The sequence below is a fragment of the Photobacterium pectinilyticum genome (assembly GCF_024357955.1).
GTDB lineage: Bacteria > Pseudomonadota > Gammaproteobacteria > Enterobacterales > Vibrionaceae > Photobacterium > Photobacterium pectinilyticum.
Window position 1 is genome coordinate 1 of record NZ_JANEYT010000103.1, and the last position, 14,493, is coordinate 14,493.

The 14,493-nt window shown below is 44.9% G+C and carries 14 protein-coding genes; 3 read left to right on the plus strand and 11 right to left on the minus strand.

Annotated elements, in window-relative coordinates; genetic code table 11:
- Positions 1–296: 296 nt before the first annotated feature.
- The 6 genes from NHN17_RS23555 to kdgR form a co-directional block, all read right to left on the minus strand.
- Positions 297–971, minus strand: a complete 675-nt coding sequence (locus tag NHN17_RS23555) for an endonuclease III domain-containing protein (RefSeq protein WP_255045103.1) — start codon at positions 969–971, stop codon at positions 297–299.
- Positions 972–1,030: 59 nt separating this feature from the next.
- Positions 1,031–2,245, minus strand: coding sequence for a GGDEF domain-containing protein (locus NHN17_RS23560; RefSeq protein ID WP_255045104.1), 1,215 nt, complete (start codon positions 2,243–2,245; stop codon positions 1,031–1,033).
- A gap of 230 nt (positions 2,246–2,475) precedes the next feature.
- Positions 2,476–3,273 carry a transporter substrate-binding domain-containing protein gene (locus NHN17_RS23565; protein ID WP_255045105.1) on the minus strand — a complete coding sequence of 266 codons (798 nt, stop codon included), beginning with the start codon at positions 3,271–3,273 and terminating at the stop codon, positions 2,476–2,478.
- Positions 3,274–3,518: 245 nt separating this feature from the next.
- Positions 3,519–4,142, minus strand: a complete 624-nt coding sequence (locus NHN17_RS23570) for a bifunctional 4-hydroxy-2-oxoglutarate aldolase/2-dehydro-3-deoxy-phosphogluconate aldolase (protein WP_255045106.1) — start codon at positions 4,140–4,142, stop codon at positions 3,519–3,521.
- Between the two features lie 10 nt (positions 4,143–4,152).
- A complete protein-coding gene (kdgK, locus tag NHN17_RS23575) occupies positions 4,153–5,091 on the minus strand; it encodes a 2-dehydro-3-deoxygluconokinase (protein ID WP_255045107.1) in 939 nt (312 codons plus the stop codon).
- A gap of 83 nt (positions 5,092–5,174) precedes the next feature.
- Entirely contained in the window at positions 5,175–5,957 is a 783-nt protein-coding gene (gene kdgR, locus NHN17_RS23580) for a DNA-binding transcriptional regulator KdgR (RefSeq protein ID WP_255045108.1), read from the minus strand.
- A gap of 278 nt (positions 5,958–6,235) precedes the next feature.
- On the opposite strand from kdgR, the gene kduD (NHN17_RS23585) reads away from it, so the two are divergent.
- Both kduD (NHN17_RS23585) and NHN17_RS23590 read left to right on the plus strand, forming a co-directional pair.
- Complete coding sequence (kduD, locus tag NHN17_RS23585) at positions 6,236–6,997, plus strand: 2-dehydro-3-deoxy-D-gluconate 5-dehydrogenase KduD (RefSeq protein WP_255045109.1); 762 nt, start codon at positions 6,236–6,238, stop codon at positions 6,995–6,997.
- A 110-nt stretch (positions 6,998–7,107) separates the two neighbouring features.
- Positions 7,108–7,674, plus strand: coding sequence for a YgjV family protein (locus NHN17_RS23590; RefSeq protein ID WP_255045110.1), 567 nt, complete (start codon positions 7,108–7,110; stop codon positions 7,672–7,674).
- A 55-nt stretch (positions 7,675–7,729) separates the two neighbouring features.
- Here the strand turns inward: NHN17_RS23590 and NHN17_RS23595 are convergent, their stop codons facing one another.
- Both NHN17_RS23595 and NHN17_RS23600 read right to left on the minus strand, forming a co-directional pair.
- Positions 7,730–8,140 (minus strand): VF530 family protein, encoded by a 411-nt coding sequence (locus NHN17_RS23595; protein ID WP_255045115.1) that lies wholly within the window; start codon positions 8,138–8,140, stop codon positions 7,730–7,732.
- Between the two features lie 296 nt (positions 8,141–8,436).
- Positions 8,437–9,075 (minus strand): RpiB/LacA/LacB family sugar-phosphate isomerase, encoded by a 639-nt coding sequence (locus NHN17_RS23600; RefSeq protein ID WP_255045111.1) that lies wholly within the window; start codon positions 9,073–9,075, stop codon positions 8,437–8,439.
- Positions 9,076–9,491: 416 nt separating this feature from the next.
- Here NHN17_RS23600 and NHN17_RS23605 point away from each other — a divergent pair, with 416 nt between their 5' ends.
- The gene (locus NHN17_RS23605) at positions 9,492–9,818 is read left to right on the plus strand and encodes a cupin domain-containing protein (protein WP_107349286.1); all 327 of its coding nucleotides are present in this window, start codon (positions 9,492–9,494) and stop codon (positions 9,816–9,818) included.
- A 65-nt stretch (positions 9,819–9,883) separates the two neighbouring features.
- Here NHN17_RS23605 and kduD (NHN17_RS23610) read toward each other — a convergent pair whose 3' ends face one another.
- The 3 genes from kduD (NHN17_RS23610) to NHN17_RS23620 form a co-directional block, all read right to left on the minus strand.
- Complete coding sequence (gene kduD, locus NHN17_RS23610; protein ID WP_255045112.1) at positions 9,884–10,645, minus strand: 2-dehydro-3-deoxy-D-gluconate 5-dehydrogenase KduD; 762 nt, start codon at positions 10,643–10,645, stop codon at positions 9,884–9,886.
- A 186-nt stretch (positions 10,646–10,831) separates the two neighbouring features.
- Positions 10,832–12,238, minus strand: coding sequence for a glucuronate isomerase (gene uxaC, locus NHN17_RS23615; protein WP_255045113.1), 1,407 nt, complete (start codon positions 12,236–12,238; stop codon positions 10,832–10,834).
- 105 nt (positions 12,239–12,343) lie between these two features.
- A complete protein-coding gene (locus NHN17_RS23620) occupies positions 12,344–14,119 on the minus strand; it encodes a sodium:solute symporter family protein (protein WP_255045114.1) in 1,776 nt (591 codons plus the stop codon).
- Between the last annotated feature and the right edge of the window lie 374 nt (positions 14,120–14,493).

Genomic DNA, 14,493 nt, shown 5'->3' on the forward strand with positions numbered 1-14,493 from the left:
CTGACATGATGGCACCTCTAAATGTTCGTCGACATTGTAAATTTTAGCGTAGGTGTGGGGCGTACCATCTAATTAATAATTTACCTCTCCCCTTTCCACATGTGCTCCGCTAGATATTGTGGGTTCTTAGTGCATTTTTATGCAATTAAGATATTGAAGATGATTGCACTAAGAGCAGCGTCCGCTTCGCTCCCGCCGATTCGCTTTGCACCGAACAGAGTCGGTCGTTCCTCCCTCGCTAATTCGTCGCCAAAGCTGCCATCATTACTAAGTAAGAGCTAATTGATTGACAATATTTATGGGTAAAAGAGGATATTGGGAAAACATGAGGATACCAGTGGGCATAAGGCGCATTTGTTGCAGAACTGCTGACCGTGCTCAACCATAAGTCCGTGGTAAAATGCATAGCGCTTGGTATCTGCTGGAATGGCTTGCTCAACCAGCAGCCTGAACGTTTCATAGTTTTTGGGTGCTTCTAGCCCATTACGTTCGAATATCCGCCTGACATAGGCGTCGATAACAAAAGACGGTTTGCCGATGGCATAAACTAAGATGGCATCAGCGGTTTCTCCCCCTACGCCCTTTATCGCTAATAGCTCCTTTCTGAGAGTTGAAAGCTCTATTTCTCTAACTTGTTTGATGTCGTATTGGTAGACTTTGAACCATTCGGTTAGAGCTTTGAGTTTGATAGCCTTTTGATTGAAATACCCGCTAGGCCTGATTTTTTGCGCCAGTTCGTCAAGTGGTAAAAGCTCGATAAGATGCGGATTATTAGCAGACTTACCAAGATTATTCAGAGCCTTATCGGCGTTTCTCCAGTTGGTGTTCTGGACGAGGATGGTGCCTAACATGGTTTGGTAGGGCGGGGTATCTGGCCACCAGTCGAAGTAGCCATAATGACTTTCTAGAACTGCAAAAACAGATCTGATTAAGGTTCGCTGGTTTGGACTGTGTGCTGAAAGGCGACTCATTACCGGTTTATGTCTGGCTAATGTTTATGATTGAAAAAGTATAATGGAGATTGTGGCGCTTAGGATATGGCTTTGTCACAAGGTGCAACTTGATGAATTTTCCTTGGTTCCATGTGTTGCGGACTGGTGACGACGGTATTTCGCCCTAATTCTTTTGCGTGATAGAGTGCTTGGTCGGCCCTTGATACTAAGCTTTCCCAACTTTCGCCATCACGAAGACTGGCGACTCCAAAGCTCGATGTGAGTGGTAGCTCTATGTTATCAACTAAGCCACATGTGAAAATGCTTTTTCTCAGCGACTCAGCGAGAATGTTGGCCTCTTCAAGGTGACTATTAGGCAAGATGATCAGTATTTCATCCCCACCAAAGCGAAATACAAAATGGCAGGGGCGAGTGACAGTATTGATGACTTTTGCCACTCGTATTAAGGCCTTATCACCGACCAAGTGACCGTGCTTGTCGTTTATTGACTTGAAATTATCTATATCAGTCATAATGATGCTTAGTGACATCGCTTTATGACTTTCTACTAATATGCGGGGTAATACTCTTTCTAATGCATGGCGATTATAAAGTTGGGTTAAGGGATCACGTCTAGAAACCTCTCGAATGGATCTGACCAAGCGGGCATTGATCATCCACAGCATGCTAAAGCTCATCGCAACCACTAACAGAATGCTAAATAAGAACGTGAGTTGATGGAGTAAACCTGCATACATGAAGTTGTGTATTTCTTCTGAAAGTGCAGACCAAGTAGCACGAAAAACCATAAAAGTGCCATACAGAAATAAAGATGATGACATCATCCATACGGCGATTTTTAAGTCCTTCTGTTTTCCATTTAGAGTGGCTATCGCCGTGATTATCGTACTGATGGCAACAAAGACACTAATGACGATGACCCGTGCTTTTATCGACGGTACGATATGCGAATAATAATAGAATAACGAGATGGATAGCGGATAGCAGGCATAAGTGAAGTAAGTATATTTCAGCGAACTCTTTCTAAATAAACACAGGCTGTGCAGGACCAATTGGAAGCCTAACATGATGATGGCATTAGCAATGATAATGGAGAGCCAGTTTGAAGTTGTTCCTCTAAAGCTGAGAACTAATGGGCCAATACCAATGAACAGTAGCGACAGGGCAAAGAGTCCCAAGCCTGAGATCTTTTTTTGCGAGCGTTGATAGAGAAGAAAGCCAGCACTATAGATACAAGAAAATAGAATAATGATGAAATTAAGTGTTCTTATATCGAGAGTAAAACTATCCATTGCATATTTCCCATTTCTTGCATCGCAACAAAATAGGGTGTTCCATTTTCTGATTAATTTGGTATTAAAATCATAGAGCACTGTTAATAAAATGCTTAATAACCCACTTAAAGTGAGAATGTAATCACATTACACTGTGTTGTTTGAATGTTAATACAAGGCAATACACACATATTTATGTGTGTATTGCTTGGCGTAGATAAGGTATGTGCTTCTATATTCTAGGCTAGCTATTGCGGCAGTTTGTCACACACTGTGGCTTCCAACTCGACGTCATACATTTCTAGCAGCTTGACGTATTTGCCGTTTTGGCACATTTCCTTCAGTTTTTTATTGAAAGTATCTTTGACCGCTTTGTCTTTGAAGCTGGCTTTGAATTCAGTAACGGGTGGGAAAATACTGTGGTATTCGACACTGTCGCTTGATTGTTTCATTGCCTTGCTGAAGAACTCGAAAATGCTTCGGTCGATGACAATAACTTGCTTGTCGGCTTTCCAGAATTGCGCGACCTGCTTGGCTTGGTCACCAAATTCATGATAGTTAGAGCGGTATTCTGCACCCGGAGCAAATAATGTCTGGAACTCATCACCTAACTCAAGGTAGGCGTTCTGCCAAGTCAGTACCGGGTGGGTTTTGAGATCATCGATAGAATCAATCGCGATATCATCGCTTTTTTTAGTGATGGCGAAATTCACAAAGGTGACGAGGTGATCGGAATAAAAAATGTCACCGCCATTCATTAATACGCCGATAGCCACATCGGCTTTTTTGTCTTGTACCGCATTTTGTACATCACTCAGCGGCATTTGAACAAAGTTGAGTTCATAGCCTTCCAATGCCTGCCTGACGATATCTACTTCAAGCCCTTGGCTACCACTGTCCATCACATACGGAGGCATATCAGTTGAGATGGCGACAGTCAGCTTGCCTTGCTCGGCATGAAGGTGAACCACTGCGAACAAGGCTGAGCTGTAAATAGCGAGTCTTAAAGGGATCAGGTAGCGAGGCTTTGGTTTGGCGTAATTCATTGTGAAAGACTTCTAGCTGGAAAACATTTAAGGGTCTTTCAAGTGTAACAGCAGGCTGGAAATTTGCAGTGGAAGGGAGGGCTGGGCAGGGAGCCAGGCAGGATAGCGAGAAAGGCAGAGGAGAAAATTTCAAAACCTTAACCGTCAGAGGTGACGGTTTGGAGCCACATGGGTGTGTCTATGCGCTTTTGAAATTTTCGTTCCTCTACCTATTCAATGTTGAGCCGTACTGGGTTATGCGATTATTAAGCGACTACGTTAGCCACTTCTTTAACCAGATCCGCCAACTCGTCCCAACGCTCTTCGTCGATGAGGTTGCCCGGAACCATCCAAGTACCACCACAAGCAAACACCGACTTAACCGCCAGGTAGTCTTTAACGTTTGATGGGCTTACGCCACCTGTTGGCATAAAGCTAACTGGATATACTGCAGTCATCGCTTTAAGCATGTTCACACCGCCAGAAGGCTCTGCCGGGAAGAACTTCAAAGTATCAAGGCCAAGCTCCATGGCCTGCTCGACCATGCTTGGGTTGTTGACGCCAGGGATGATTGGCATTTCACGCTGCTGACAGTATTTCACTGTGGTAGGGTTGAAGCCTGGGCTGACAATGAAGTCTACGCCTGCGTCGATGGCTTGGTCTACTTGTGCTGCCGTCAATACAGTACCCGCACCGATCAGCATGTCAGGGTAAGCATCACGCATGTTGCGGATAGCTTGCGCGGCCGCTTCGGTACGGAAAGTCACCTCGGCACAAGGAAGGCCGTTTTCAGAGAGTACCTGAGCCAATTTTACGGCTTTATCGGCATCTTTAATGGCAATCACTGGGATAACTTTCAGCTCGCCCATACGAGCATTTAACGTAGTCATGATGTCTTCCTTAATTAGAATTGAACAATACAGGCATTGCTGTGGCTGGAATAATGGCGCCCTGATGTTGGATCACGGTACCGGCTAATACGTGGGCATTCTTTGCCGCTTGCTCGGTATCACCACCTGTCAGGCGTGTTGCCAGGTAACCGGCGCTGAATGAGTCACCGGCGGCAGTGGTATCGATGACGCTGTCGACCTTGGTGGCCGCAACAGATGTACAATTTTGGGCTGTAACGACAAGGCAGTCCTCAGCGCCGCGCTTGATAACAATTTCACCCACACCACACTGCTGAGTACGAGCAATACACTCGTCCACAGTATGCTCGCCATATAGCATGATTTCATCATCAAATGTCAGTAGGGCGATATCAGTCAATGACAGCATGGTTTGGTAGCGCTTTGCTGCGATGTCGGCACTTTGCCACAAGCGAGGACGGTAGTTATTGTCGAAAACAATTTTACTGCCTTGTGCTTTGCATGCGGTTATAACGAGGAAAAGCTTATCAAGTGCTTCCGAAGGCAAAATAGCCAGGCTGATCCCGCTGAGGTAGATCATGTCAAAACCCGTTAGTTTTTCTACTAAAGTGGGGATGTCGATGTTATCCAACCAGTAGCGAGCAGCTGCATCATTGCGCCAATAATGGAAGGTACGTTCACCGGTATCGTCGGTTTCGATCAGGTAAAGACCAGGGTTTTTCTCTTCGGACTGGAAAACCAGCTCAGTGCTGATGTGCTCTTTCTGCCAGTCAGCCAGCATGTCGCGGCTAAAGCTGTCAGTGCCAAGACCTGTGATATAGCTTGTCTCGACACCATGCTGGTGGGTCAAGCGGGAAAGGTACAGTGCCGTATTGAGCGTGTCACCACCAAAACTCTGTTTGATGAGCTCGCCTTTACGTTGCAGTTCGACCATACATTCACCGATCACAGCAACACGTTTTAAAGCCATAAAAAAACCCTCAAGATTGGTTGTTGAGGGTATTTTTAACAATAAGCCCTTACAAGTCAATAAAAATGAAATGTCGTTTCTATTTATTGTGGGTAGTTGTGATATCCCATCTGTACTGAGACGTTTCGGCTGGCATTTTGTAGCAGCTCTATATAGTAGGACTTGCGTTTTTCATCGAAACGGATCGTTGGCAGCGAGATAGACAGGCCTGCAATAACATTACCAAAACGGTCAAAAACGGGCGCAGCCATACAGCGTAGACCTGGCTCTTGCTCCTCGTTATCTTCAGCAAAAGCTTGCTCTTTGACTGTTTTCAGCTCGTTAAGCAATTGGTCAATATTTTCTAGGGTTTTATCCGTATGCTTAATAAAATTAACATCTTTCAGGGCATTACGGGTGAACTCTTCACTGCGGTAAGCCAATAGAACTTTACCGATAGCGGTACTGTAGAGCGGGTTACGGCGACCGATTCGTGACTGCATACGCAGGTTGTAGCCTGAATCAATTTTGTGGATGTAGATAATGGCGTTTTCATCCAGCGCACCAAGGTGCAGGGCTTCATTGGTCTGCTGAGAAATTAGCTGCATTTCTTTGTCACACAAGTCGATGAGGTCTACATGTTCTAATGAGGCTGCACCAAGCTCAAATAGCTTCAGAGTTAGTGCATACTTATCTGTTTCACCTTCTTGAGAGACATAACCCAGCATTTTCATTGTTTGTAAAAAGCGGTATACGGTGCTTTTTGACATCATTAGGCGCTGAGAAAGCTCGGTAACGCCGATCTCTTTTTGCTCGCCAAGAGCCTGCAAGATCCCGAACACCTTCATTACTGACGAGACAGCTTCAGGCTGTTTAGCAGATTCCATCAAACGTTCCTTTCATTCATTATATTCGTTGTCGTTAACATTATACGTTCTAACTTTTTCTGTATCTATTTTTATGAAAACCTTTTTTAAAAAATATGAATCAACACGAATTACCTGTAGTTATGTGACTTGAGTCATACCCACAAAATCAAAATTAAAACGGCTTTTCAAAAAACTTGATATGGATTTTCTTGGTTGATATAGTAAGGCTACATTAACGGGAACATAAACATATTGTTCAGGGCTGTGGGGCCGGGAACACACATCGAGGAAATGAGATGATTCTGAATACATTCAACCTAGAAGGTAAAGTTGCCATCGTGACGGGCTGTGACACGGGTCTTGGACAAGGTATGGCGCTGGGTTTGGCCCAAGCTGGTTGTGACATTGTGGGTGTTAACATCGTTGAGCCTACTGAAACAATTGAAAAAATCAAAGAAACAGGTCGAGAGTTCCTTGATATCCGCGCTAACCTGATGAAAACGGATGACATCGCAAGCATCGTTGATCAGGCGGTTACCAAGTTCGGTAAAATCGATATTTTGGTAAACAACGCCGGTATCATTCGCCGTGAAGATGCGATCAACTTCAGTGAATCTGACTGGGATGACGTAATGAATATTAACATTAAGTCTGTGTTCTTTATGTCTCAGGCTGTTGCTAAGCAGTTCATTGCTCAAGGTCACGGTGGTAAGATTGTGAATATCGCGTCTATGCTTTCATTCCAAGGTGGTATCCGCGTACCTTCGTACACGGCATCGAAAAGTGGTGTAATGGGCGTTACACGTCTGATGGCTAACGAGTGGGCGAAGCACAATATCAATGTTAATGCGATTGCCCCAGGTTACATGGCAACCAACAATACTGCACAGCTACGTGCTGATGAGAAACGTAATGCGGAGATCCTAGAGCGTATTCCTGCTGATCGCTGGGGTGAGCCAGCTGACTTGGCAGGTCCTTGTGTGTTCCTAGCATCTGATGCTGGCTCTTATGTCAACGGCTACACACTGGCGGTTGATGGTGGCTGGCTAGCTCGCTAATTTTTAAGTGATTTTTTTGCGGCTGTATCTCTTGTGAGATGCGGCCGTTTTTTCGTATTAGTACCACGTCATAGTGAAAGGTGTGGTGAAAAGTAAAAGAGAGTCGGAAATTGTTGAGTGAATTTTCGCTAGCCCAAGCGTTTGGTTTTGTTAGCTTCGCATTGGGGATCACGGCGTTCTATCAAAAAGACGACAAAAAACTCAAAGTGTTGATGGTAATATTCAATATTAACCATATGATTCACTTTTTCTTGCTCGGTGCAGTAATTGCTAGTTTTAGTGCGCTGATTTCGGCTTTTCGTACTGCCTTGTCGGTAAAGTATCAGTCTAAGCTACTCGCGTATTTCTTCATTGTCTGTAACTTGGTTGTCGGCTTTTATTTGTCAGAACGTTGGCTAGATTTACTTCCTATTGCCGGTGCGTGTATCGGGACATATGCCCTGTTTTGCCTTGAGGGGATTAAGATGAGGTTGGCGTTCTTCGTCGGGGCTTTATGTTGGCTGAGTAACAATATAGTGGTCGGCTCGATTGGTGGTACCTTGTTGGAAGCAACGTTACTGAGTGTGAATGTGGCGACTATAATCCGGTTACGTCGCCAGCAGCGGGCTATGCCAAAATTGACTTGTTGCTCCAAATCGGAGATGCCGAGTTTGGAACAACTGGCCAATCAGCCTTAGTTAACCCTTCGCTATTTACTCACGGCCACGTTGTAAATGTTGAGGTCGTTGTTAATTATCGGCGCGAGTGGCGACCACGCGAAGAACGCTCTTTGTGGGCAGATGCTGCTTTTGCTTGTGATTTCAAAATTGACTCAACAGTCAGTTCCATCGGCTCTTTCGGCTCAAGACCGTGAGGGAAAGTACGAGCGCGTGGTGGCATTTCAAACTCTTCGCTTGATGCACGAGGCATACGCTTAAAGCGGTATAGGTAGAAATTTTCTAGCTTCTCTCGTGCCCAGTCGGTTTTTTTTAAATACTTCACGCTGCTGGCAATCGATGGCTTGGTGTTAAAGCAGTTAAAACGCATTGCCGTATCAAGAATGTCCCAACCGTAGAAGTCGACCAGCTCTTGCAGTAATGTTTCTAACTTAAGACCGTGCAATGGGTTGTTCTGTTGTAATTCAATTCTTTCTTCATCAGTCATCATAATGAGTTCCTAAGTATCTAGTTAACCAAGGCTGGTTGGGGATCTACGCGCTAGTCTTCAATCAAACACGGCAGTGTTACAAGCTCTAAACCCAGAAGGAAAGAGGGCATGGGAGTCTAACAGAGTATGCTTTTCTTCCCTATGATTATTGCAATAAATAGCCAGACAGGTACCAAGTAAGACCTAGTGTACTCACGGCTAAAAGATACTGACAAACAAAAAGGCTCTGAGCATGCCCAGAGCCTTAGTCATTTCGAAAACCGTAATCTATGCGTTTTCAGTGTAATGACAAATTACTTCTCAAGAAGCGCCAGTACGTACGCTTTGATGTCTTCATCCTGGCAGTTTGCGAAGAAGCACTCTTGGAAGTGTGCGCTACCAACGGCCGTTTTAACTAGCTCTTGGTCGATGGCGCGTAGACCTTCTACGATGCCTTTTGACACTGATTTTTTCACGTCGTTAAGGATCGCTGCATTAGCTTGTTGAGGAACAACACGCTCAATTGGGTAGCCTTCGCCACGGTTGCCTGTAAACGCTTTTTCGAAGATGTAACGTACGTTTAGTTCACCAGCCCAACCAAAACCTTTAGCAAACGCTAGAGAGATAGCGTTACCGTTGTTGATTTGGTTGAAAAGGAATGCGTCAGATGGCTCTAGGCAGTAACCACAAACAACACCAGGGTGTAGGTTGCTTGCCACCATAGCGCCTTGACCAGTGCCACAACCGGTTACGACGAAATCTACAGCTTTAGAGTTGAGAAGAATGCTCGCCATGATACCTAGGTGGATGTACGTTAGATGATGGTCGTTCTCATCTGTCATACCTACGTTGAATACGTCATGACCAAGGCCACCAGCAACGTTGTTTAGTTCAGCTGCAACCATAGCGTTCTTTGCCGCTTGGCTGTTTTCCATCATTAGTGCGATTTTCATAACAATATCTCTCTGTCGTTGATATGGTAAGTATAAGATAGAGACTTAAAAATGAAAAGGCTTTTCAAAAAAATAAAAATTAAATTATTTTAAACTGTGGTTTTGCACTGATTTACCAATTGATGCTATTGGAACCTACTGATAACGTGCGCTGTTTTTCTGCTTGGCTTGTACTAATGATTTGGTATTTCCAAATTTTTTCATTTAAGTTATTGTTTTATTGCCGTTGTCATCGTTTCTGGTGCTTCGTTTAGCCGTGACTCTCTGCCTTGTCTTTATTCCAAAGAAATACGGTGGGTTTACCTTCATGCTATCTATATTTAGTGAAACATGGTTTCAATTATTTCACTTGTTTGGCGTTTGATGTAAGATATAGCCAAGCAAGTAATGCTCAGAACCATAGAAAAGGTGTTCAAATGTTTGTATTTAATAACGATGTTGTACTGGAAGATTTAGGTGAAGGTATCAGCCGTAAAATCCTGGCTCACAACGACAACATGATGTCAGTTGAAGTGCACTTCGAAGATGGTGCAATCGGTGCGCTGCATACTCATCCGCACGAGCAATTGACCTATGTCTTATCTGGTGAGTTTGAATTTACCATTGGTAATGATACGAAAATCGTCAAAGCGGGCGATACCATGTATAAAGAGCCTGAAATTTTGCACGGCTGCCGTTGCCTGAAGGCGGGTATTTTGATTGATACCTTTACGCCAATGCGTAAGGATTTTGTAGAGGCATAACCTTTACGAAATAAAAAAAGGCCAGAGCATTGTTCATTGCTCTGGCCTTTTTATTTGAAAATTGCTTATCGAGCTAACCAGCCGCCATCCACAGCCATTGTGAACCCGTTAACATAATTGGCGGCCTCTGAAGCAAGGAACACCGCAGGGCCGGCGAGGTCTGCGGGCTCACCCCAACGCTCAGCTGGAATTCGGTCTAGGATTTCTGCATTACGTTGCTCGTCAGAACGAAGTTGAGCGGTATTGTCGGTTGCCATATAACCTGGTGCGATCGCGTTGACATTGATGTTGTGCTTAGCCCATTCGTTGGCCATCAAACGCGTGACACCCATCACGCCACTTTTCGACGCGGTGTAGGAAGGGACACGGATGCCACCCTGGAAAGATAACATTGAAGCCACGTTGATGATTTTGCCGCCCTTGCCTTGGGCTATGAACTGTTTGGCAACCGCTTGGCTGAGGAAAAAGGCGGTTTTGAGGTTGATGTCCATGACATCATCCCAGTCTTGCTCGCTGAAGTTGATGGCATCTTCGCGACGGATAATTCCGGCATTGTTGACTAGAATATCGACCTTACCGAACTGATCTAGTGTGGAAGCCACAATGCCCGGGATATCATCCGTTTTCATCAAGTTGGCTCGAATATCGATGAACTGACGCCCTAGAGCTTCTACTTTGGCTTTAGTTTCACCACTTCCCGATGAACTAACCCCCACAATATTACAGCCTGCCTGGGCAAGTCCTAGTGCAATACCTTGTCCCAACCCACGATTGCAACCGGTAACAATGGCCACTTTGCCTTCAAGATTAAATGCGTTGAGTATCATGCCTATTCCTCGTGATGATGGTTGGTTAAAAAGTAAAAGATGTTTTAACCATACAATATTATCATTGCTCTGTTTTAAATGATATAAATGAAACCATGTTTTAATTTTTCTCGTTGAGCCTGGGCTTTAGTTGTTGATGAATAACGGCTTTCATGTTGAAAGCCGTTTGCATGTAAGGTTGCGATGCTACAGGTTGAAATAATACTTAGCGTTACGGTAGCAAATGTCAGTGATGAGGCGCTGTAACAGTACTTCATCATCTGGCAGCTCGCCGAGCTCAACCCACTCGCCGATCACGTTGCACAATATTCGGCGGAAGTATTCGTGGCGGGGGAAGGAGAGGAAGCTTCTCGAATCGGTCAGCATACCGACGAAACGACCAAGGGCGCCAAGGTTCCCCAATGTTTTTAATTGGCTAATAATGCCGTCTTTCTGATCGTTGAACCACCAAGCTGCGCCGAGTTGGATTTTGCCCGGTCCGCAGTCGCTGTCCTGGAAAGCCCCGATCATCGCCCCAAGTACATAGTTATCTTTAGGGTTCAGGCAGTACATGATGGTCTTTGGCATTGAGTGTTGGTAATCCAGTGAGCTTAGGAGCTTGCCGAGATTTTGTGCAATGCAGGTATCATCGATTGCGCTAAAGCCCGTTGCGCCGCCGAGTTGCTCGAACCGGCGTTTGTTAGTGTCTTGCAATACCCCAATATGGATTTGCATGACCCAGCCAAGGTCATGGTTTTTCTGGCCGAGGAACTGGAATAATTGGGTTTTGAATTGGTGGGTCTCTTTTTCTGATAAGGGCTTACCAGCAAGGGTTTTGGTAAAGGCTTGGTTGGCGTCTTTCAGTGTGCCGTCTGCATAGGGAATTGTCTTCAGGCCAAGGTCTGATAAGCGGCAACCATGCTGATGAAAGTAATCAAAACGCAGTGCTAATGCTTTGAACAGTTCATCGATATTTTGGATTCTTGAATCCGTGGTTGAAGCGAGTTTGGCCACCCAGGTCACGAACTTTTTGCTATTGTCGATATTAAAGATATCGTCGGCCCGGAATGTCGGCAGCACTTTTACACTGAGGTCTGTTTCTGCCAAATGGCGGTGGTAACGAAGATCGCTCAGTGGGTCATCAGTGGTACACAGTGACTCGACATTCATCCGCTGCAATAATTGTCTTGCTGAAAAGCCTTCCCCGCCAATCTGTTTATTGCACTGTTGCCAAATTTTATCGCAATTTTCAGGACAAATGAGATCGTTGACACCAAAATAACGCTGCAATTCCATATGGACCCAATGGTAGAAAGGGTTGCCTACAAGATAAGGAACCGTTTCACACCATTTTTGGAACTTTTCGTAGTCACTGGCTTTACCGGTAATGTAATGTTCATCGATGCCATTACCTCGCATTGCCCGCCACACATAATGATCATGTGATAGCCATGCATCGGCGATAGAGCGGTAGTGGATATCGTGGTAGATATCTTGGGCGCTAAGGTGATTGTGATAATCAATAATCGGCAGGTCTTTGGCAACGCTGTGGTAGAGGTGTTGGGCCGTTGGATTGTGAAGAAGGAAATGGTTATCAAGAAAAGGTTTCGTCATAACATACACTTTAATGAAGGTTTTAGCCTAACTGGCATTAAAGGTTGATCAAAATAAAAAACCGCCTCAGGCAAATGAGGCGGCATAATTTGATACTCTGGGGAATTAGCTTTGAGTCGTGTGTTCAGCTAATGAATCAGTTTTAATTTGGGCACTCTTCTTTAGTAAATAGCCTGCCAGCAGAATGAGTCCAGCGCAACACAGATACAGTAAGCGACCCCATAATGGGTTTGGCAGCAGTGTCATTGCCAGCAGACCGGTACCCATCATGATGGTAATGGTTCCCAGCTTCTCGCGTTGCATTTTGTCAAACTCGTCTTGCTCACTGTCTGCGATACACTCGGTTTCAACGTTCTCGAAGAACTTAGAGACATCTGCTTTTTCCTGCTCATTCAGAGAGTCTTCTTTGTAGAACAATGTCGTGGCCCAGAAGAAACCTGCGGTTAGGAATAGGTGAGCGGCGATAGCGATAATATTTCGCATCTCTGAGGCTTCGCGCGCGGTGAACTCAATATCAAGTAAATTACCCAAAGCTGCTGGGGTGAAAACATTGATACATAACCAAGAGACAAAAATACCAAATACTACTGTAGCCCATGCAGCCCAGCGAGGCGTTCGTTTGATGAACATACCCATGAAAAGAGGAACAAGCATAGGAGATGAGGCCAATGTTGATACAGTCATCATTAGCTCAAATAAACTTAACTCTTTTAGGCTAGCAAATAGCTGGGCAACAAGGATAACGATAATACCATTAACGATACAGGTGATTTGACCAACACGAAGCTGAGATTTTTCGCTGCTTGGTTTGTTTTTGCGGACGATAGGGGTCCAGAAGCTACGAACAAAGATACCTGAGTTACGGTTCAGTGCGGAGTCCATTGAAGACATGGTTGCGGCGAAGATACCGGCAACAAGAAGGCCGACTGTACCTGCTGGCATGGTGTTTTCTGCAAACACAAGGTATACCGCGTCAGAGGCTTTACCACCAAGAGAGGCATATTGGTCTGCTGCATCAGGGTAAAGAATAGCGGATGCCCATGGCGGGATGAACCAAATCAGGCTACCAACTGCCATTAGTACCATAGCCATTAGTGCCGCTTTGCTCGCATTGTTCGAGTCTTTGGCATTCAGGAAGCGGTAAGAGTCCTGCATATTGTTGATGTTCTGAACTTGCTTGACAAAGAAGAACAGGAAAGTGCCCACAATAATCAGTGGGTAGTTCATATCTGGGCCCATAACAAAACCAGATGGGAAGTTAGTGACAATCTCACCCGGCCCACCCACTTTAACCAATGCTACGATGGCACAGGCAACAGAGATAACAGCGACAACCATTGTCTGAACAAAGTCAGAAGCTACAACCCCCCAAGCGCCTGATAGCAGTGAGATCGCCAATACCGCAAGGCCGGTAAGCCAGATGGTCATAGTCATATCAAAGCCAAAAGCCGCACCGACAAAGACAGAGAGGCCATTAAGCCATACACCGGCAGTCAGAATGCTAAGTGGAATGATCGCCCAGGTGAAAAACTGTTCGTTGGTACTACCAAAGCGGTTACGAATCGCTTGGGTCGGGGTGTCAACACGGGTCTGGCGGAAGCGCTTGGCGAAATACAGGTAAGAGACGCCGTAGGCAAAGATGTTTCCGGTGAAGACGGCCATTGCCAGCATACCATCGTTGAAGCCTTTACCCGCTGCACCGGTGAAAGTCCAGGCACTGAACTGAGTCATGAAAGCAGTGGAGCCTACCATCCACCAAAGCATGCGACCTCCCCCCCGGAAGTAGTCGCTGGAAGAGTTACTGGCCATTTTTTTAAAGGCGAGGCTGATGAACACCATCAGCATAAAATACCCGCCTATTACCATAATCTCTATATTCATAGTGCTCTCTCAGGTATACCAATCATTACATATGATGATTGAGTGGTTGCAATTCAAAGTTAAAATCTAATACGGGAATTTTATGTGTTATTGAGCGCTAAAACTGTGATCAAAATCCACTTAAGAAAAAAATGAAACGTTATTTCGTTTTATTTGGTTGGTTGTTTCCTGAGTTATTGGTTTGCTTTCTTACGAATTGAGTATAACTTGTTGATTATTATAGAACTGGTTCTGTGTTTGTAATTAGTTGCGCAGTGTGTGGTGGTTTTTTGAAGCTTTAAGCATTTTGCGGGCAGGTCATACCAATCTAAGTAAAAATATGATCTAATTGAGGTTACTCTTTCAGACAGTCACATCGCTATGGATAGCCTCAA